This is a genomic window from Streptomyces sp. NPDC048441 (genome assembly GCF_043200235.1).
GTDB lineage: Bacteria > Actinomycetota > Actinomycetes > Streptomycetales > Streptomycetaceae > Streptomyces.
In genome coordinates, this window is the sequence record NZ_JBICXM010000018.1 from 115365 (window position 1) to 133109 (window position 17745).

Annotated in this window: 18 protein-coding genes; 11 read left to right on the top strand and 7 right to left on the bottom strand. The window is 70.5% G+C overall.

What is annotated here, in order from left to right; translation table 11 throughout:
- The first annotated feature begins 57 nt into the window (after window positions 1-57).
- A complete protein-coding gene (locus tag ACGFSB_RS33660; protein WP_393407262.1) occupies window positions 58-234 on the top strand; it encodes a hypothetical protein in 177 nt (58 codons plus the stop codon).
- Between the two features lie 13 nt (window positions 235-247).
- On the opposite strand, the gene ACGFSB_RS33665 is transcribed toward ACGFSB_RS33660, so the two are convergent.
- Both ACGFSB_RS33665 and ACGFSB_RS33670 read right to left on the bottom strand, forming a co-directional pair.
- Window positions 248-598 (bottom strand): hypothetical protein, encoded by a 351-nt coding sequence (locus ACGFSB_RS33665; protein ID WP_393407265.1) that lies wholly within the window; start codon window positions 596-598, stop codon window positions 248-250.
- Window positions 599-655: 57 nt separating this feature from the next.
- Window positions 656-1417, bottom strand: a complete 762-nt coding sequence (locus ACGFSB_RS33670) for a hypothetical protein (RefSeq protein WP_393407268.1) — start codon at window positions 1415-1417, stop codon at window positions 656-658.
- A gap of 228 nt (window positions 1418-1645) precedes the next feature.
- Between ACGFSB_RS33670 and purB the strand changes: the two genes are divergently transcribed.
- Complete coding sequence (gene purB / locus ACGFSB_RS33675; RefSeq protein WP_393407270.1) at window positions 1646-3088, top strand: adenylosuccinate lyase; 1443 nt, start codon at window positions 1646-1648, stop codon at window positions 3086-3088.
- On the opposite strand, the gene ACGFSB_RS33680 is transcribed toward purB, so the two are convergent.
- Window positions 3085-3756 (bottom strand): DedA family protein, encoded by a 672-nt coding sequence (locus ACGFSB_RS33680; RefSeq protein WP_393407272.1) that lies wholly within the window; start codon window positions 3754-3756, stop codon window positions 3085-3087. The two genes, purB and ACGFSB_RS33680, sit on opposite strands and share 4 nt — an antisense overlap.
- A 134-nt stretch (window positions 3757-3890) precedes the next feature.
- Here ACGFSB_RS33680 and ACGFSB_RS33685 point away from each other — a divergent pair, with 134 nt between their 5' ends.
- Together ACGFSB_RS33685 and ACGFSB_RS33690 are read left to right on the top strand one after the other, a co-directional pair.
- The gene (locus ACGFSB_RS33685; RefSeq protein ID WP_393407275.1) at window positions 3891-5027 is read left to right on the top strand and encodes a sensor histidine kinase; all 1137 of its coding nucleotides are present in this window, start codon (window positions 3891-3893) and stop codon (window positions 5025-5027) included.
- Window positions 5027-5665, top strand: a complete 639-nt coding sequence (locus ACGFSB_RS33690) for a response regulator (RefSeq protein WP_393407379.1) — start codon at window positions 5027-5029, stop codon at window positions 5663-5665. The genes ACGFSB_RS33685 and ACGFSB_RS33690 overlap by 1 nt, the downstream gene beginning before the upstream one ends.
- A 13-nt stretch (window positions 5666-5678) precedes the next feature.
- Here the strand turns inward: ACGFSB_RS33690 and lysA are convergent, their stop codons facing one another.
- Window positions 5679-7019, bottom strand: a complete 1341-nt coding sequence (lysA, locus tag ACGFSB_RS33695) for a diaminopimelate decarboxylase (RefSeq protein ID WP_393407277.1) — start codon at window positions 7017-7019, stop codon at window positions 5679-5681.
- A 46-nt stretch (window positions 7020-7065) separates the two neighbouring features.
- Window positions 7066-7419, bottom strand: a complete 354-nt coding sequence (locus tag ACGFSB_RS33700; protein WP_393407280.1) for an SAV_915 family protein — start codon at window positions 7417-7419, stop codon at window positions 7066-7068.
- Between the two features lie 197 nt (window positions 7420-7616).
- Here ACGFSB_RS33700 and ACGFSB_RS33705 point away from each other — a divergent pair, with 197 nt between their 5' ends.
- The 7 genes from ACGFSB_RS33705 (at window position 7617) to ACGFSB_RS33735 (ending at window position 16463) form a co-directional block, all read left to right on the top strand.
- On the top strand, window positions 7617-8159 hold the full coding sequence (locus ACGFSB_RS33705; RefSeq protein WP_393407283.1) for a hypothetical protein: 543 nt from the start codon (window positions 7617-7619) through the stop codon (window positions 8157-8159).
- A 151-nt stretch (window positions 8160-8310) separates the two neighbouring features.
- Window positions 8311-10182 (top strand): methylmalonyl-CoA mutase family protein, encoded by a 1872-nt coding sequence (locus ACGFSB_RS33710; protein ID WP_393407285.1) that lies wholly within the window; start codon window positions 8311-8313, stop codon window positions 10180-10182.
- Window positions 10182-12383 carry a methylmalonyl-CoA mutase gene (scpA, locus tag ACGFSB_RS33715; protein WP_393407288.1) on the top strand — a complete coding sequence of 734 codons (2202 nt, stop codon included), beginning with the start codon at window positions 10182-10184 and terminating at the stop codon, window positions 12381-12383. Before ACGFSB_RS33710 ends, scpA begins: the two co-directional genes overlap by 1 nt.
- Window positions 12384-12385: 2 nt before the next feature.
- Window positions 12386-13390, top strand: coding sequence for a methylmalonyl Co-A mutase-associated GTPase MeaB (gene meaB, locus ACGFSB_RS33720; protein WP_393407290.1), 1005 nt, complete (start codon window positions 12386-12388; stop codon window positions 13388-13390).
- Between the two features lie 104 nt (window positions 13391-13494).
- Window positions 13495-14736 (top strand): alpha/beta hydrolase family protein, encoded by a 1242-nt coding sequence (locus tag ACGFSB_RS33725; protein ID WP_393407292.1) that lies wholly within the window; start codon window positions 13495-13497, stop codon window positions 14734-14736.
- Window positions 14737-14829: 93 nt separating this feature from the next.
- Complete coding sequence (locus ACGFSB_RS33730) at window positions 14830-15909, top strand: enoyl-CoA hydratase/isomerase family protein (RefSeq protein ID WP_393407295.1); 1080 nt, start codon at window positions 14830-14832, stop codon at window positions 15907-15909.
- Window positions 15900-16463 (top strand): GNAT family N-acetyltransferase, encoded by a 564-nt coding sequence (locus ACGFSB_RS33735; protein WP_393407298.1) that lies wholly within the window; start codon window positions 15900-15902, stop codon window positions 16461-16463. The genes ACGFSB_RS33730 and ACGFSB_RS33735 overlap by 10 nt, the downstream gene beginning before the upstream one ends.
- On the opposite strand, the gene ACGFSB_RS33740 is transcribed toward ACGFSB_RS33735, so the two are convergent.
- Complete coding sequence (locus tag ACGFSB_RS33740; RefSeq protein WP_393407300.1) at window positions 16441-16932, bottom strand: hypothetical protein; 492 nt, start codon at window positions 16930-16932, stop codon at window positions 16441-16443. The genes ACGFSB_RS33735 and ACGFSB_RS33740 overlap by 23 nt on opposite strands.
- Window positions 16933-17007: 75 nt before the next feature.
- Window positions 17008-17745 carry an ABC transporter permease gene (locus ACGFSB_RS33745; protein ID WP_393407303.1) on the bottom strand — a complete coding sequence of 246 codons (738 nt, stop codon included), beginning with the start codon at window positions 17743-17745 and terminating at the stop codon, window positions 17008-17010.

A 17745-nucleotide genomic window follows, 5' to 3' on the forward strand; every position in this document is an offset into this window, starting at 1 on the left:
ACGTGGTCCACTTGAACCCGTCAACGTCCGTTGTCCCGCTGCGGGAGGGGTCGGTGCATGACGGAGGATCCGGGGCTCGAGGTGCGCGAGGCGCTGCTGCCCGACGGCACGGAGGTGGTCATCGTGTGCGCTCCGGGAACACCGCAGGACGACATCGACCTGCGCGCGGCGCAGCTGTGGGCCGAGCCTCCGGAGCACGACGCGGAGCCGAGCCCCGAGGAAGCCCGCCCCTGACGCCGAAGCCGCCCTACTCCTCCACCTCGTCCTCGAAGTGCAGCGCGATGGACTGGAGCACGTCCGCCGTCGACGCGTCGGTACGTCCCTCGTCGTGGACCTCGGCGAGCTGGACGAACGCGAAGGCGAAGGCCGACGTGATCTGCTCGATGACGGGCCCCAGTTCGTGGCCCACCACCGTGGCGACTTCGATGGGGGTGGCGTCGCCGGGGAGTTCGATGCGCGGCAGCATCTCCTCGAGCATCGTGCCCACGGCGCCGCTGGCCTCGACGTCTCCATCCGGGTTCTCGCGTACCTGACGGCGCATCTCGATCGCTTCGGTAAGGATGCCGACAACTCTTTGAATGATCTCGCGCTGCTCCATGCGGGAAAGCCTAGGCGCAGGTGGATCCATGGCAGTTGTGCCACGAGGTCTCAGTTCTCAGGGGTGCTCCGGCAGACCGTCCGGCAGTTCTCGCTCCGCACTCACGGTGTCGTCCGCCGCCGGGACCGAGCCGGTCATTTCACGCTCGGGCTCTTCGAACGACCGCGGAGATTCGGCCTCTATCGCGGGCCGGAGACGTGCGACGCATCGTTTGAGGTTGTCGTCGTTGCCCTTGCGGACCGAGTCGCCCATCAGCTTGGTCACGTCGTCGGCCAGCGTGAGCGCAGAGGGGCCGAGCGTGTACTGGAGCGCTTTGACTCCGGCTCGGGCGTTGTCGCCGCTGTCGCGGGTCGCCTCTGTGACGCCCTTGCGCAAGATGCCCTCGGCGTCCGCGTAGTACAGCGCGGCGACCGACGCGATTTCGAAGCCGACAGCGACGGCCCTCTCACCCGGTGGCGCCTTCTCCATGCCGGTCATCGGCTCCACGGCCCCGACAGCATCTTTGAGCGCCTCGTCCTTCCACGTCTTGGAGCGCAGCGACACCGCGAATTCCCCGGCGTCCTGGAGCAGTGTCTCGTCCGCGGTCACCGGCCGAGGCAGTTCCTTGCTGACGGGAGACGTGCCCGCCATCTCGGCCGTGACGTCCTGGATCGCGAGCAGGACGTTGGAGACCTTCTCGCGGACGATGACCGGCTTGTCCGTCAGATGCGGCCCGGCGTCCCGAACCGCTGCGAGAAGCTTTCGGGCCTTCCGGTCCAACTCGGCACGATCGATCTTGGCGGACCGGTCGCCTGATTCGCCTTGCAATTCGCGAGACATAGCGCCCCCCTCGGCTTGTGCGGAACCTTCTGACGGTACTGCTGTCCGCCGAAGGGCGCGTTGCGTCTGCGGCTGGTCTTGCGGTCCTCGTCCCCTGCCTCTGCTTGGGCAAGGCGGCTCGACTGGTGCGGCTCGGATGATGCTCCAACGACCTGGACTTTCTGGACTGTATGGACAGTCAAAAGGACGGTCAAAGACCAGGTCGGACGGCAGGTAAACTCCGTACACGTGACTGCCGCGCCTGCAAAGCCCCGTATCCCGAACGTCCTCGCCGGGCGTTACGCCTCCGCCGAGCTCGCCACCCTCTGGTCGCCCGAGCAGAAGGTGAAGCTGGAGCGTCAGCTCTGGCTCGCCGTGCTGCGGGCCCAGAAGGACCTGGGCATCGAGGTGCCGGACGCCGCCCTCGCCGACTACGAGCGGGTCATCGACGATGTCGACCTCGCGTCGATCGCCGAGCGCGAGAAGGTCACGCGGCATGACGTGAAGGCCCGCATCGAGGAGTTCAACGCGCTCGCCGGGCACGAGCAGGTCCACAAGGGCATGACCTCCCGCGACCTCACCGAGAACGTGGAGCAGCTGCAGATCCGGCTCTCCCTGGAGCTCGTGCGCAACCGCACCGTGGCGGTGCTCGCGCGCCTCGGCAAGCTGTCGGGCGAGTACGCCGAGCTGGTCATCGCGGGCCGCTCGCACAACGTCGCCGCGCAGGCGACGACGCTTGGCAAGCGTTTCGCGACGACCGCCGACGAGTTGCTCGTCGCGTACCGCCGCGTCGACGACCTGCTGGGCCGCTACCCGCTGCGCGGCATCAAGGGCCCCGTCGGCACCGCGCAGGACATGCTCGACCTGCTCGGCGGCGACGCCGAGAAGCTCACCGACCTCGAGCAGCGGATCGCGGGTCACCTCGGCTTCGACCGCGCCTTCACCTCGGTCGGCCAGGTCTACCCGCGCTCGCTCGACTACGAGGTCGTGACGGCGCTCGTGCAGCTCGCCGCCGGACCCTCCTCGATGGCCAAGACCATCCGGCTCATGGCTGGGCACGAGCTCGTCACCGAAGGCTTCAAGGCGGGCCAGGTCGGCTCGTCCGCCATGCCGCACAAGATGAACACCCGCTCCTGCGAGCGCGTCAACGGCCTCACCGTCATCCTGCGCGGCTACGCGTCGATGACCGGGGAGCTTGCCGGTGACCAGTGGAACGAGGGCGACGTCTCCTGCTCCGTCGTACGCCGTGTCGCCCTGCCCGACGCGTTCTTCGCGCTCGACGGGCTCCTGGAGACCTTCCTGACCGTGCTCGACGAGTTCGGCGCCTTCCCGGCCGTCGTCGCGCGTGAGCTGGACCGCTACCTCCCCTTCCTCGCCACGACCAAGGTCCTGATGGCCTCGGTGCGGGCGGGCGTCGGCCGCGAGGAGGCCCACGAGGCCATCAAGGAGAACGCGGTCGCCTCCGCGCTCGCCATGCGCGAGCAGGGCGCGGAGCGCAATGAGCTCCTCGACAAGCTCGCCGCGGATTCGCGGATTCCGCTGGACCGGGCGGAGCTTGACGGTCTGATGGCGGACAAGTTGTCGTTCACCGGGGCCGCCGGTGAACAGGTCGCTGTCCTGGTGGCGCAGATCGAAGCTGTGGTCAAGGAGCACCCCGAAGCCGCCGGCTACTCCCCGGGGGCGATTCTTTAGGCTGCGGGTCCGCCCGTACTTGACCTGCGGACCCGCAGCGCGACGAAGGTGAGCACCGCGAGGGCGACCACGGCGAGGACGCCCTTGGAGTACAGGCCGACCAGATCCGTGACCTGGTGCCAGCGCGAGCCGAGGGCGTGGCCGATCAGGATGAAGACGGCGTTCCAGATGAGGCTGCCCGCGGTCGTCAGGGCGAGGAAGACGGGCAGCCCCATGCGCTCGACGCCGGCCGGCACGGAGATCATGCTGCGGAAGATCGGGATCATGCGGCCGAAGAAGACCGCCTTGGTGCCGTGCCGGGCGAACCACTTCTCCGTACGGTCGATGTCGGACACCTTCACCAGCGGGAGGCGGGCGGCGATGGCCACGGTCCGGTCCCTGCCGAGCAGCGCGCCGACCGCGTAGAGCGCCAGAGCGCCGACCACGGAACCGAGCGTGGTCCAGAACAGGGCCGCACCGATGCCGAACTTGCCCTGGCTCGCGGCGAATCCGGCGAGCGGCAGGATCACCTCGCTCGGCAGCGGCGGGAACAGGTTCTCCAGGGCGATGGCCACTCCGGCGCCGAAAGCGCCCAGCGAGTCCATGAGGTCGGTGGCCCAGCCCGCTATGCCCCCGGTGGGCGCTTCGTTGGCGGCGGTGGCGGCTTCGTACGCGGAGTCGAGGATCATGCACTCGAAGCTAGGAACTCCTGGCCCGCGTCGGTATGAAGGGGGCCGCAGACATCAGGTGCGGTGGACCGCAGGGCAGCATTGTGGTTTTCCGCAGTCCGCACGCCTCAGCCGCTGGGCTAGCGTGACCGATCATGTGTACGCACCTAAAGCGCTGGCTCAGGGTGACGGTCGGCGTCCTCGTCGGTGCCCTCACCGCGGTCGTCGAGCTGGCCTTCGCACTGGTCGCAGGCCTTTGGCTGCTCGCCACGCTCGGGCGGCGCACCGGGCGCGGGGCCGAGGCCCGCATCGTGGGCGGCGCCCGGCGGCTCGCCGAGATGGAGCGGCGCCGCATGGCCGCCTTCTTCGGCAGTGAGCTCACCGCGCCGCCGGCCGGTCTCGCCGCCGTCAACTACGTCGCGTCGCGCTGGGCTGTGGGGCTGCTCGGCGGGGTCGTGCTGGCCTGCGCCCTGCTCGGGGCGGGTTACGCCTCGCTCGCGGTGTGGGGCTGGTTCGTCGCCGACATCCGCTCCCCCGGCACCCTGCTGCTCTCCTCGATCGGCGGCCTCTTCCTCCTCTTCCTCTGCGTCCAGGGAACGTACGGCGTCGCGCTCGCCGACGAGCGGCACGCACGCCGCTTCCTCGGCCCGAACGACGGGCAGCTCATGGAGCGCAGGATCGGCGAGCTCGTCGCGAGCCGCGCCGGAGTCGTCGAAGCCGTGCACGACGAGCGGCGCCGCATCGAACGCGATCTGCACGACGGCGTCCAGCAGCGCATCGTCGCCCTCGGTATGCTCCTCGGCCGGGCCCGGCGCGCCTGGGAGCCGGAGAAATCGGCGCGCCTCCTCGCCCAGGCGCACGAGGAGACCCAGCAGGCCCTCGCCGAACTCCGTGAGGTCGCCTGGCGCGTCTACCCCGCCGCCCTCGACGAAGGCGGGCTCGCGGCCGCCCTCGACACGGTCGCCGAGCGCGCGGCGATACCCGTACGGCTCCACTGCGACCTGCACGAAACCCCTCCCCCGACCGCGCAGGCGGTGGCGTACTTCGTCGCCGCCGAAGCCGTCACGAACGCGGTCAAGCACTCGGGAGCCACCCTCGTCACCGTCCACGCCGAGCAGCGGAACGACGTGCTGCACCTGCGTGTTGAAGACAACGGACGAGGCGGCGCCGACCCGTCCGGCGGCGGTCTGCTCGGGCTCGCCCGGCGCGTGGCCGCCCTGGACGGCACGCTCACCGTGGCCAGCCCCGCCCAAGGGCCCACCCTCATCACCGCGGAGCTGCCATGCGCGTAATGCTCGCCGACGACTCGACCCTGCTGCGGGAGGGCCTTGCCCGGCTCCTCGCGGACGAGGGGCACGCCATCACGGCCTCGGTGGGCGACGCGCAGGCGCTGCTCACCGCCGTGGCCGAAGAGCCGCCCGACATCGCCGTGATCGACGTACGGATGCCGCCCACGCACACCGACGAAGGGCTGCGGGCGGCCCTGGAGATCCGTAAGGAGTGGCCGGAGACCGGCGTTCTCGTCCTCTCGCAATATGTCGAACGCCGTTACGCCACCGAGCTGTTGACCACCGCCACCGAAGGCGTCGGCTATCTGCTCAAGGACCGGGTCGTGCAGGTCGACGAGTTCCTCGACGCCCTGGAGCGGGTCGGCTCGGGCCAGACCGCCTTCGACCCCGAAGTCGTACGGCAGTTGCTGACCCTCAGCAGCCACACCGACCCGCTCCAGCGGCTGACCGCGCGGGAGCGCGAGGTGCTCGGGAAGATGGCGCAGGGACATACGAACGCGGCGATCGCCGGGCAGTTGTACGTCTCGCAGAGTGCCGTCGAGAAGTACATCAACGCGATCTTCGACAAGCTGGAGCTGACCGGCACGACCGGCGGCTACAGCCGTCGCGTGCTCGCCGTCCTGCGCTATCTCGGGTCCTGACGGGGGTGCCGCGCTACAGGCCGACATCCCTGCTGCGGAAGTCCTCGATGGACTCGCGCCGCACCAGGAGCCGCGCGTGCCCGTCGGCCACGGCCACCACGGGCGGGCGGCCGACGAGGTTGTAGCCGGAGGCCATGGACAGGTGGTAAGCACCGGCCACCGGCACGCCCAGGATGTCTCCCGGCCTTACGTCGCCCGGCAGTTGGACATCGTCGGCGAGCACGTCGCCCGCCTCGCAGTGCCGCCCGACGACGGTCACGGGTGCGGACGAAGCCGTGGAGTGCCTGCCGATGAGGCGCGGCACGTACCGCACGCCGTACAGCGCGGGCCGCGGGTTGTCGCTCATCCCGCCGTCCACGGCGACGAAGGTGCGTCCGCCGGTGCGCTTGACGGCGAGGACACGGTAGAGGGCCACTCCGGCGTGGCCCGCGATGGCGCGCCCCGGTTCGATGAGCAGCTTGGGCACGGTGAGCCCGGCCGCCGCGCAGCTCTCGATCAGTTCGGCGCGCATCTTGCGGGCGAGCGTGGTGATGTCGAGGGCAGCCTCGCCGGGCCGGTAGGCGATGCCGTGGCCGCCGCCGAGGTCCAGTTCGGGGAGGGTGACGCCGTGCTGGTCCTTGATGCGGGCCAGCAGGCCGACGAGTCGGCGTACGGCCGCGAGGAACGGCTTGTCGGTGGTGATCTGCGAGCCCAAGTGACAGTGCAGGCCCGTCAGTTCGAGTCCGGGCTGGCCGATGATGCGGGCGATGGCGTGCTGCGCGGAGCCGTCTGTGATCGACAGGCCGAACTTCTGGTCGTCGGTCCCGGTGCGGATCTTGACGTGACCGCCTGCCGCGATGCCGGGCACGACGCGGACCATCACCTTCTGGCGGCTGCCGGGCGGCACGGCCGCGGCGAGCCTGGCGATCTCGGACGCACTGTCGATGACGATGCGCCCGACGCCGAGCCGCAGCGCGGCCTCCAGGTCGTGCGGGCTCTTGGCGTTGCCGTGCAGCACGATGCGCTCGGCGGGGAAACCCGTGGTGACGGCGAGCTCCAGCTCCCCGGCGGAACAGACGTCGAGGCCGAGGCCCTCCTCCTCGACCCAGTGCGCCATCGCGCGGCACAGGAACGCCTTGGCGGCGTAGTGCACTTCGGCGTCGGGGAACACATGCAGGTAGGTGCGGCAGCGTTCGCGTACGTCGCCTTCGTCGATGAGATACGCGGGGGTGCCGAAGCGCTGGGCGAGCTCGGTGAGCGGTACGCCGCCGATGGCGAGGTCGCCGTGGGTGAGACGCGTGGTGGATGCGGGCCAGACGGACAGGTCGTCGTCGGCGGTGGCGTCCGGGGTGACCGGAGCGTGCACAGTGGTCATGGGCAGGTTCTCTCTTCGCCTCGTCCTCATACTCGAAAGCGCGTCCTCATACTCGAAACGCGTGCTCGTACTCGAAACGCATGCTGCGCACTGACCACCTGGATCGGCTGAGGACGCGGACGAGTACGAGCCGCGGGTCGACGGTGACGTCGCAGACGCCGAGCGGCTCGGTGAGGGCCCGCAGCGCGGGCTCCGAGAGCCTGATCCAGGGCTGGCGGGCGCCGAGGGCGGCACTGAGCCGCTGGGGGGTGGTGAAGGCGACGGCGGTGCGGCCGCCGACGGGCGTGCGAAACAGGCGGGCCACACAGCCCGCGGGTCCCGGCCGGACGGGGACGAAGAGCGGTCCGGCCGGGCCGGGTTCGGAGGGCTCGGGGTCCTCGCCGCACTGAAGTTCTGCCATGGGGTTCCTCCTTGAGGGCATGTGGTGACGCTATGCCCGGCACGGGGTGTCTCCCGCCCCTCCATGACGGGACGTTGACGGCGACCGGCCCCGCGCTGACACAACGCTGACGCGGCCTCGTCACCGCGCGTCAGTGACACATCAAGGTTCGGCGCGGCGGAATTCCCGTCCCCATGAAGGTGCCTAGCGTCACCTTCATGGCCAGCCGCATGACGTACCCCCCAGAGCCCACGGAGCACGGCCCATGGGCGCACGACCGCACCTGGACCGGGGACGCCCGCTCCGCGGCCGCCTGTGCCGTGCTGTTGTTCGGGCTGCTGCTCGCGCTCGACGCGGCGACCGGCAGGCTCGTCCCTTGGCGCGCGCTCCTCTGGCTGGGGCTCGGCGTCCTGTTGTTCGCCGCGCTGACGCCGCCGCGGGTGGCGGTGCACGGCACGATCCTGGTCTCACGCGGCCCGCTCCGCACACGGTCGGTACGCCTCGACCGCCTCGTGACCGTGCGCCGTGACGACGGCATCGCGCCGCGGCTCGTCCTGCGGGACGCCTCGGGCGGGCGGGTCGTGCTCGACCCTGAAGTCCTTGTCGTCAATCCGCCGCTCTGGCAGGCCGTGGACGGCGGTGCCCGCTCGTCCGTCGCCGCGGGCTCGCTCCTGTGCGGGGCGACGGCACTGCGGCGGCTCTCCGAACGTATCGACCGCGAGACGGGGGAGGGCGTCTTCAGGGCCTCTGGCCTGGAATGACTCCGGAGTGAGCGCGGAGGGGCCAGGATTCCGCGCCGCCGTAGCCGTCCGTAGCCGTCCGCTCGTTTGAGATCAAGAGCGATCCAGAGAGGCCAAGGTCACAGCCCTTCACGGCACCGAGTGCCAGGGGTTGCGCCCTAGCATCATGCCCATGACGGTCCTGCCTGACGACGGGCTTTCCCTGGCCGCCGAGTTTCCTGATGCGACCCATGAGCAGTGGCAGCGCCTGGTGGAAGGCGTACTGCGCAAATCGGGTAAAGACGCATCGGGCCCGGCCGCCGAGGAAGCGCTCTCCACCGCACTCGAGGACGGGCTCAGCACCCGCCCCCTGTACACAGCCCGAGAAGCCGCGCCTGACGCCGGCTACCCGGGCTTCTCCCCCTTTGTCAGGGGCGGCACCGCCGCGGGCAATGCCGCGGCCGGCTGGGACGTACGGCAGCGGCACACGAGCACGGACCCGGCGGGTACGAACGAGACCGTGCTCGCCGACCTGGAGAACGGCGTCACCTCACTGTGGCTCGGCGTCGGCCCCGGCGCGCTCCCGGTGTCCGGCATCGAGCGTGCCGTCGACGGCGTCTTCCTCGACCTGGCTCCGGTCGCCCTGGACGCGGGCGGTGAAGTCGAGCCCGCGGCGCGCGAGTTGTTCCGGCTCTACGAGGAGCGGGGCATCCCGAAGGCCGCCGCGCACGGCACCCTCGGCGCGGATCCCCTCGGCCACGAGGCCCGCACCGGCGAGCGGCTCGACCCGGCCGCCGCGATCGCCCTCGCCCGGCTGTGCGAGCAGGAGTACCCCAATCTCCGCGCGCTGACCGTCGACGCCCTGCCTTACCACGAGGCGGGCGGCTCGGCCGGGCAGGAGCTCGGCGCCTCCCTCGCCACGGCGGTCGCCTATCTGCGGGAGCTCACCGAGGCCGGGCTCACGGTCGAAGCGGCCTGCGCCCAGCTGGAGTTCCGGTACGCGGCCACCGCCGACCAGTTCCTGACCATCGCCAAACTGCGGGCGGCCCGGCGGCTCTGGGCTCGCGTGGCCGAGGCCTGCGGCGCCCCGGACGCGGGGGCGCAGCGCCAGCACGCCGTGACCTCACCGGTGATGATGTCGCGCCGTGACCCGTGGGTGAACATGCTGCGGACGACGGTGGCCTGCCTGGGGGCGGGCGTCGGCGGCGCCGACTCCGTGACCGTCCTGCCCTTCGACCACTCGCTCGGCCTGCCGGACGCGTTCGCGCGCCGCATCGCCCGCAACACGTCGACGATCCTCCTGGAGGAGTCGCACCTCGCCCGCGTGATCGACCCGGCGGGCGGCTCCTGGTATGTGGAGCGGCTCACGGATGAACTCGCCCACGCGGGCTGGGAGTTCTTCCAGGAGATCGAGCGCGCGGGCGGCCAGGCGGCGGCCCTGCGCTCCGGCCTGATCGGTGAACGCCTCGCCGCGACCTGGGCGAAGCGCAGCGAGAAGCTGGCCAAGCGCCGTGAACCCATCACCGGTGTAAGTGAGTTCCCGAATCTGACGGAACGTCCGGTCGAGCGGGTGGCCCCGCCCGCCGAGGCATCGGGCTCGGGATCGGGCGGTCTGCCGCGCGTCCGCCGCGACGAGGCGTACGAGGTCCTGCGCTCCCGCTCGGACGCGCACCTCGCTTCGGCCGGGGCTCGCCCTCGAGTGTTCCTCGCCGCGCTCGGCCCCGCCGCGGCGCACACCGCGCGGGCCTCCTTCGCCTCGAACCTCTTCCAGGCGGGCGGCATCGAAGCCGTGCACGACCCGGTGTCGGTGGACGCGACGACGGCCGCCGACGCTTTCAAGGCCAGCGGTGCCACGGTGGCGTGCCTCTGCTCCAGTGACGCGCTCTATGAGGAGCAGGCCGAAGCGGTCGCCGAAGCGCTCAAGTCAGCCGGTGCGCAAAGGGTGTTCCTCGCGGGACGTCCTCCCAAGGGCGTCGAGTACGGCGCCGTCGACGCGTACGTCTTCGCGGGCTGCGACGCCGTGTCCGTGCTCTCCTCCACCCTCGACCACATGGGAGTGGCGTAATGGCGATCCCCGACTTCTCCGGCGTCGGCCTGACGTCCGACGCCACCTCTGACATCTCCAAGGACCAGTGGCGCAGCGCCGTCAAGGAGTCCACCGGCAAGGCGGACGACGACCTTCTCTGGGAGACTCCGGAGGGCATCGCGGTCAAGCCGCTCTACACGGGCGCCGACCTCGAAGGGCTCGACTTCCTGGAGACGTATCCGGGTGTGGCGCCGTATCTTCGCGGCCCCTACCCCACGATGTACGTCAACCAGCCCTGGACGATCCGGCAGTACGCGGGATTCTCCACCGCCGAGGAGTCCAACGCCTTCTACCGCCGAAACCTCGCGGCAGGACAGAAGGGCCTCTCGGTCGCCTTCGACCTGCCGACGCACCGTGGTTACGACAGTGACCACCCGCGGGTGACGGGCGACGTCGGCATGGCGGGCGTCGCGATCGACTCGATCTACGACATGCGTCAGCTCTTCGACGGCATCCCGCTGGACAAGATGACCGTGTCGATGACGATGAACGGCGCCGTGCTCCCCGTACTCGCGCTCTACATCGTGGCCGCCGAGGAACAGGGCGTACCGCCCGAGAAGCTGGCCGGGACCATCCAGAACGACATCCTCAAAGAGTTCATGGTCCGCAACACCTACATCTATCCGCCCAAGCCCTCGATGCGGATCATCTCCGACATCTTCGCGTACACCTCGCAGAAGATGCCGCGCTACAACTCCATCTCGATCTCCGGCTATCACATCCAAGAGGCGGGCGCGACAGCCGACTTGGAGCTGGCGTACACGCTCGCCGACGGTGTGGAGTATCTGCGGGCAGGTCAGGAAGCGGGCCTGGACGTGGACGCGTTCGCACCACGGCTCTCCTTCTTCTGGGCGATCGGCATGAACTTCTTCATGGAGGTCGCCAAGCTCCGCGCGGCACGCCTCCTCTGGGCCAAGCTGGTCAAGCAGTTCGACCCGAAGAACCCCAAGTCCCTCTCCCTGCGCACCCATTCGCAGACCTCGGGCTGGTCGCTGACCGCGCAGGACGTGTTCAACAACGTCACGCGTACGTGCGTCGAGGCGATGGCGGCGACGCAGGGCCACACCCAGTCGCTGCACACGAACGCCCTCGACGAGGCGCTGGCCCTGCCGACCGACTTCTCGGCCCGCATCGCCCGCAACACCCAGCTGCTCATCCAGCAGGAGTCGGGCACGACGCGCACCATCGACCCGTGGGGCGGCAGCGCGTACGTCGAGAAGCTGACGAACGACCTGGCGCGCCGCGCCTGGCAGCACATCGAGGAGGTCGAGGCGGCGGGCGGCATGGCGCAGGCCATCGACGCGGGCATCCCGAAGCTGCGCGTCGAGGAGGCCGCGGCCCGCACGCAGGCCCGGATCGACTCCGGGCGGCAGCCCGTGATCGGCGTCAACAAGTACCGCGTGGAGACCGACGAGCAGATCGACGTCCGGGCGGTCGACAACTCGTCCGTACGCAACCAGCAGATCGCCAAGCTGAAGCGACTGCGCGAGGAGCGCGACGAGACGGCCTGCCAGGACGCGCTGCGGGCACTGACGGCGGCAGCCGAGCGGGATCCCGGTCCGGGGCTCGAGGGCAACCTCCTGGCTCTGGCGGTCGACGCGGCGCGCGCGAAGGCGACGGTCGGCGAGATCTCCGACGCCCTGGAGGCCTCGTACGGGCGGCACGCGGGCCAGATCCGTACGATCTCCGGTGTGTACCGCACCGAAGCAGGCTCGTCCCCCTCCGTGGAACGCACCCGCACGCTCGTCGAGACCTTCGAGGAGGCCGAGGGGCGCCGTCCGCGCATCCTGGTCGCCAAGATGGGCCAGGACGGCCACGACCGCGGCCAGAAGGTCATCGCCACCGCCTTCGCCGACCTCGGCTTCGACGTCGACGTCGGCCCGCTGTTCCAGACCCCGGCGGAGGTCGCGCGCCAGGCCGTCGAGGCGGACGTGCACATCGTCGGCGTCTCGTCGCTCGCCGCCGGGCACCTCACCCTCGTACCGGCGCTGCGTGCGGAGCTGGCCGCCGAGGGCCGCGAGGACATCATGGTCGTCGTCGGAGGGGTGATCCCGCCGCAGGACGTGCCGACCTTGCTGGAGATGGGCGCCGCGGCCGTCTTCCCGCCCGGCACGGTGATCCCGGACGCTGCCTACGACCTGGTGAAGCGGCTGGCGGCCGACCTCGGCCACGAGCTGTGAGCATGGCGGCGCCGCGGATCGACATCGATGCGTACGTCAAGGGCGTGCTCGACGGCAAGCGGGCGCAGATCGCGCGTGCCATCACGCTCGTCGAGTCCACCCGTGCCCAACACCGGGCCCTCGCCCAGGAGTTGCTGACACAGCTGCTCCCGCACAGCGGGCGGGCGCGGCGGATCGGCATCAGCGGGGTGCCCGGCGTGGGCAAGTCCACGTTCATCGACGCGCTCGGCACGATGCTGACCGGGCTCGGACACCGGGTCGCGGTGCTCGCCGTCGACCCGTCGTCGACCCGGACGGGCGGTTCCATCCTCGGCGACAAGACGAGGATGGAACGCCTCGCGGTGGACCCGGCGGCGTTCGTACGTCCATCGCCCACCGCCGGGACACTCGGCGGGGTCGCGAAGGCGACGCGCGAGTCGATCGTGGTGATGGAGGCGGCGGGCTACGACGTGGTGCTCGTGGAGACGGTCGGCGTGGGGCAGTCGGAGACGGCGGTCGCGAACATGGTCGACTCGTTCCTGCTGCTCAGCCTGGCCCGCACCGGCGACCAGTTGCAGGGCATCAAGAAGGGCGTCCTGGAACTGGCCGACGTCCTCGCCATCAACAAGGCGGACGGCCCGCACGAACGCGACGCGCGCTCGGCGGCACGCGAACTGGCGGGCGCCCTGCGCCTGATGCACCCGGCGGACGCCGCGTGGACTCCCCCGGTGCTCAGTTGCAGCGCACGGGAGTCCAGCGGCCTCGACGAGGTCTGGGACCGCCTGGAACAACACCGCACGCTCCTCGACTCCACGGGCCGCCTCGCCGCCAAGCGGCGCGACCAGCAGGTCGACTGGACGTGGACGATGGTGCGGGACGAGCTTCTGGACCGGCTGCGGGGGAACGGGGCCGTGCGCGATCTGGCGCCGGAGCTCGAACAGCGCGTACGCGAGGGCACGTTGACGGCCACGACGGCGGCTGAGCGGATCCTGGAGGCCTTTCAGGGGGGCGGGGTCGGTTCTGACTGATCCCCGAAACCCCTACTGATCCCCGAAACCCCTTACGAAAGTGGTGGGTTGCTCCGCACCTTCGTCGGTGCCGACTGCTTTCCGCGGTTCATACGCTCCAGGGCATGATCAGAATCCGCACACGGCGCAGCGCCGTCACCGCCCTGTTGGCCCTCTCTCTCCTCACCCCGACCGTCGCGGCCTGCGCCGAGGACGACGGCTCGTCGTCTTCGCGTCGTGCCTCCCCGTCGGCGGCGGAAACCCCGCTCTCCCTTCCACGCCCGTCCGGGTCGTACGAGATCGGACGGGACACCCTCCACCTCGTGGACCACAAGCGCCGTGACCCGTGGGTGCCCTCAGCGGGGTCCCGCGAGCTGATGGTGTCCGTCTACTACCCGGCGCGGCGGGGCGGCGTCGACGGCGACCGTGCGCCCTACCTGACGACCGAAGAGGCCGAACTGCTCCTGAAGGGGCAGCACCTGGACTCGCTGTACGACGCCGGGCAACTGACCTCCGTCCGCACGAACGCCCGACCCGCCGCCCGTCCCGCCAAGGGCAGGCACCCGCTCATCGTCCTCTCCCCCGGCTTCACACTGCACCGCGCCACCCTCAGCGCACTCGCGGAGAACCTGGCATCCCACGGCTACGTCGTCGCCCTCGTCGACCACGCATACGAGTCCTTCGGCACGGAATTCCCGGGCGAGAAGGACTCCTCGCGCATCCGCACCTGCGTCGCGTGCAAGAAGGTCGAGCAGGCACCAGGCGGTGCCGCCGGGGAGAAGAAAATGCTGGCCAAGGCCGCGCGTACCCGGGCAGCGGATATCTCCTTCGTCGTGGACGAGCTGACCCGACGATCGAGGTCCGGTGGCGGGCGGCACCCCGACTACGCCGCGCTCATCGACACCCGGCGGATCGGGGCCGCCGGCCACTCGCTCGGCGGAAACGCGGCAGCCGTGGCCACCGGCACCGACCACCGGATCAGGGCTGCCGCCAACCTGGACGGCTCCTTCTTCGCCCCGGTCCCGTCCGCCGGCACCAGCCACCCCGTCCTCATGCTCGGCACCCGCAAGGATCACAACCCCCGTGCCGAGGACGTCACCTGGCCACGCCAGTGGCACCTCCTGCACGGCTGGAAGCACTGGCTCACTGTCGCGGACTCCGGACACCTCACCTTCACCGACCTGCCGATACTCGGCGGTCAACTCGGCATGACCGACCCGTCGGCCCCGCTCTCCGGCACACGCTCGGGGGAGATCACCACCGCGTACGTCACGGCCTTCTTCGACCAGCATCTCCGCGACCGGCACCGGCCTCTGCTCGACGGCCCCTCGAAATCCAACCCGGAGGTCACCTTCCACTCGCCCTGAACGTGGCCCCCGCCGCCGCCCGGCGACGTCACACCGTAGATTCGATCTGCGCACGCGCAGATCGAATCGCCTGTCGAAGGAGCCATCCGCCACATGACCACCGCTGACTCCGACGAAGCTCCCGTCCTCCTGCGCACCCAGGGCCGCGCAGGGCACATCGTTCTCAACCGCCCCCGCACCATCAACGCCCTCAACCACCCCATGGTCCGCCTCATGGACGACGCTCTCAGCGGCTGGGAGCGGGACGAGGCGGTGGCCACCGTGATCCTCACCGGCGCCGGTGCCCGCGGGCTCTGCGCCGGGGGCGACATCCGCTCCATCCACGACGACATCCGGGCGGGCGGCGGCTCCGCTTCCGTGGCGTTCTGGCGTGCCGAGTACCGCCTCAACGCCCGCATCGCCCGCTTCCCGAAGCCGTACGTCGCCGTGATGGACGGCATCGTGATGGGCGGCGGAGTCGGCGTCTCGGCGCACGGCAGCGTCCGGATCGTCACCGAGCGCTCCCGGATCGCGATGCCGGAGACGGGGATCGGCTTCGTACCTGACGTCGGCGGTACGTATCTGCTGACGCGCGCGCCCGGCGAACTCGGCACCCACCTCGCGCTGACCGGCGCGGCGGTGGGTGCGGGCGACGCGCTGCTGTGCGGCATCGCGGACCACTACGTACCGTCCGAGCGGCTGCCCGACTTCACGGCCGCGCTGGCCGACACGGACGTGGGCGAGGCGATCGAGCGGTACGCCACCGCCGCGCCCGAGGGCGAACTCGCCGCCCACCGCGAGTGGATCGACGCCTGCTACGCCGCCGACTCCGTGGAGGAGATCGTCGACCGGCTCTACAACTCCGGCGACCAGGCGGCGAAGGAGACGGCGGAGACCATCCTCGGCAAGTCGCCCACCGCCCTGAAGGTCACCCTCGCCTCCCTGCGCCGGGCCCGCGCCCTCTCCTCCCTCGAGGAGGTGCTCGACCAGGAGTACCGCGTCTCCGCCACCGCGATCACCGCACCGGACATGGTCGAGGGCATCCGCGCCCAGGTCGTCGACAAGGACCGGAATCCGCACTGGTCGCCCGCAGAACTCAGGCAGGTGACCGACGCCGACGTGGCCCGCCACTTCGCGCCGCGCGACGGCGACGAGCTCGGCCTCGCCCCCGGGACGGCCCCGCGATGCCCCTGATCCTGACGCCCCGCCTCGTCCTGCGGCGCTGGCGCGAGGCGGACATCGCCCCCATCTCCGCCATCAGCTCGGACCCCGAAGTGATGCGGTGGATCGGCGACGGCTCCGTCCACGACGGGGTGGAGCAGACCCGGTCCACGGTGGCGGGGTGGGAGCACGGGTGGGAGACCGAGGGCTTCGGGCTCTTCGCGGTGGAGGTCCGCGCCACCGGTGAACTCGCCGGGTTCACCGGCCTGGCCGTGCCGCACTACCTCCCCGAGGTGCTGCCCGCGGTGGAGATCGGCTGGCGGCTCGGTCGCTCCTTCTGGGGGCAGGGTCTTGCCACCGAGGCGGCACGGGCTGCCCTCGACTTCGGCTTCACCGACCGCGGTCTCCAGCGGATCGTCAGCATCGCCCAGGTGGGCAACGACGCATCGGAACGGATCATGAACAAGCTGGGCATGTGCGTGGAGCGAGCCACTCTCGACCCCTACTGCGGCCGCGCCATCCGCGTCCACGCACTGAACGCGCCGGCTGCACCCGCCGCGCCCACTACGGCGGATCGATCTCCGTGACGACGGCGAGCAGTTGGAACGGCAGCTCCTTGTCCCACTGGGAGACGCCGAGAGCGATCCACCGCCCGTCGACCCGCCACAGATGGAGGTCCGGCACCGATGAGCTCAGCGATCCCCACGGCTCCGGTATGTCCTCCCCCGCGCCGTCATCACCCTCGTTGTCATCGCCATCGTTGTCATCGCCCTCGCTGCCGCTCAGCGTCCGCTCGAAGAGGCTCGCCAGGCTGAATATCTGGGGGGCTCCCCAGCGCTCGGCGAGCAGGACCGTGAGGCCGTCGCGCTCGGCCTCGTACTGCTCGGCGGTCGCTTCCCACTCCGTGCCGTCGTCCTCCCAGAACTCGTCGCTCGTCAGTAACTCGGCGATGTGATACCCCGGACCGCCGACGCCGCTCCGCGACCTGCTGTGCTCCGCGGGGAACTCCCGGGAGCACAGCAGGTCGATCGCGGCGAGATGCTCTGCGGTACTCATGACACCCAGTAAAGCGGCCCCCACTGACATCTGGCCCGCCGTCAGACCCGGGGGATCACCATTCGGACACCTGCCTCACGCGTCCCGCCGCCGCACCGCCCACCACCCCGCGAGCAGCGCGGCAACCGCCCACGCGGCCGTGACAGCAAGTCCCGTCCAAGGGCCGAGAGTTCCTGACGGGTCCGCGTGCAGCACCTGCTGCCCCGCCTTGTCCGGCAGGAACTCCGCGACACCGCTCGCGACGTCCCCGACCACGAAGGACACGATGAGCGTGAAGGGGATGAGGATGCTCAGTACGGCGACACCGCTGCGCAGCAGCACGGTCAGGCCTGCGGCGAGCAGCGCCATGAGCGCGAGGTAGACGCCCCCGCCGACGCAGGCCCGGACGGCACCGTCATGGCCGAGGCCGATGGCGTAGTCCCCCATGAAGGCCTGTCCGGAAAGGAAGCTCGCGAAGCTGGTGAGGAGCCCCGCGCCGAGGGCCAGTGCGCCCACCACCGCGACCTTGGCCCCATAGAAGAGACCTCTGCGCGGCACCGCGGAGAGCGAGATCCGCAGCGCTCCGTTCAGGTACTCGGAGGACATCGCTGTCGTACCGAAGCTGATGGCGGCGATCTGGCCGAAGTTGAGCGCGTAGAAGGCGCCGGAGAGCGGTTCGAAGTCGGCGTTGTCCGCCTCCGACGTGCCGACCGCGGCGAACGCGAGGACGGTGATGGCGACGGTGGCCACGAAGACGGCGATCAGCGAACCGAGGCTGGCACGCACCGACTTGATCTTGATCCACTCCGAGCGGAGCACGGCAGATGTCGACAT

What these genes read in the sequence shown, in the direction of transcription:
- ACGFSB_RS33660 (WP_393407262.1), top strand. Translation starts at nt 58, where the DNA reads ATGACGGAGGATCCGGGGCTCGAGGTGCGCGAGGCGCTGCTGCCCGAC.
- ACGFSB_RS33665 (WP_393407265.1), bottom strand. Translation starts at nt 598, where the DNA reads ATGGAGCAGCGCGAGATCATTCAAAGAGTTGTCGGCATCCTTACCGAA.
- ACGFSB_RS33670 (WP_393407268.1), bottom strand. Translation starts at nt 1,417, where the DNA reads ATGTCTCGCGAATTGCAAGGCGAATCAGGCGACCGGTCCGCCAAGATC.
- ACGFSB_RS33680 (WP_393407272.1), bottom strand. Translation starts at nt 3,756, where the DNA reads ATGATCCTCGACTCCGCGTACGAAGCCGCCACCGCCGCCAACGAAGCG.
- ACGFSB_RS33685 (WP_393407275.1), top strand. Translation starts at nt 3,891, where the DNA reads ATGTGTACGCACCTAAAGCGCTGGCTCAGGGTGACGGTCGGCGTCCTC.
- ACGFSB_RS33690 (WP_393407379.1), top strand. Translation starts at nt 5,027, where the DNA reads ATGCTCGCCGACGACTCGACCCTGCTGCGGGAGGGCCTTGCCCGGCTC.
- lysA (WP_393407277.1), bottom strand. Translation starts at nt 7,019, where the DNA reads ATGACCACTGTGCACGCTCCGGTCACCCCGGACGCCACCGCCGACGAC.
- ACGFSB_RS33700 (WP_393407280.1), bottom strand. Translation starts at nt 7,419, where the DNA reads ATGGCAGAACTTCAGTGCGGCGAGGACCCCGAGCCCTCCGAACCCGGC.
- ACGFSB_RS33705 (WP_393407283.1), top strand. Translation starts at nt 7,617, where the DNA reads ATGGCCAGCCGCATGACGTACCCCCCAGAGCCCACGGAGCACGGCCCA.
- ACGFSB_RS33710 (WP_393407285.1), top strand. Translation starts at nt 8,311, where the DNA reads ATGACGGTCCTGCCTGACGACGGGCTTTCCCTGGCCGCCGAGTTTCCT.
- scpA (WP_393407288.1), top strand. Translation starts at nt 10,182, where the DNA reads ATGGCGATCCCCGACTTCTCCGGCGTCGGCCTGACGTCCGACGCCACC.
- meaB (WP_393407290.1), top strand. Translation starts at nt 12,386, where the DNA reads ATGGCGGCGCCGCGGATCGACATCGATGCGTACGTCAAGGGCGTGCTC.
- ACGFSB_RS33725 (WP_393407292.1), top strand. Translation starts at nt 13,495, where the DNA reads ATGATCAGAATCCGCACACGGCGCAGCGCCGTCACCGCCCTGTTGGCC.
- ACGFSB_RS33730 (WP_393407295.1), top strand. Translation starts at nt 14,830, where the DNA reads ATGACCACCGCTGACTCCGACGAAGCTCCCGTCCTCCTGCGCACCCAG.
- ACGFSB_RS33735 (WP_393407298.1), top strand. Translation starts at nt 15,900, where the DNA reads ATGCCCCTGATCCTGACGCCCCGCCTCGTCCTGCGGCGCTGGCGCGAG.
- ACGFSB_RS33740 (WP_393407300.1), bottom strand. Translation starts at nt 16,932, where the DNA reads ATGAGTACCGCAGAGCATCTCGCCGCGATCGACCTGCTGTGCTCCCGG.
- ACGFSB_RS33745 (WP_393407303.1), bottom strand. Translation starts at nt 17,745, where the DNA reads ATGTCGACATCTGCCGTGCTCCGCTCGGAGTGGATCAAGATCAAGTCG.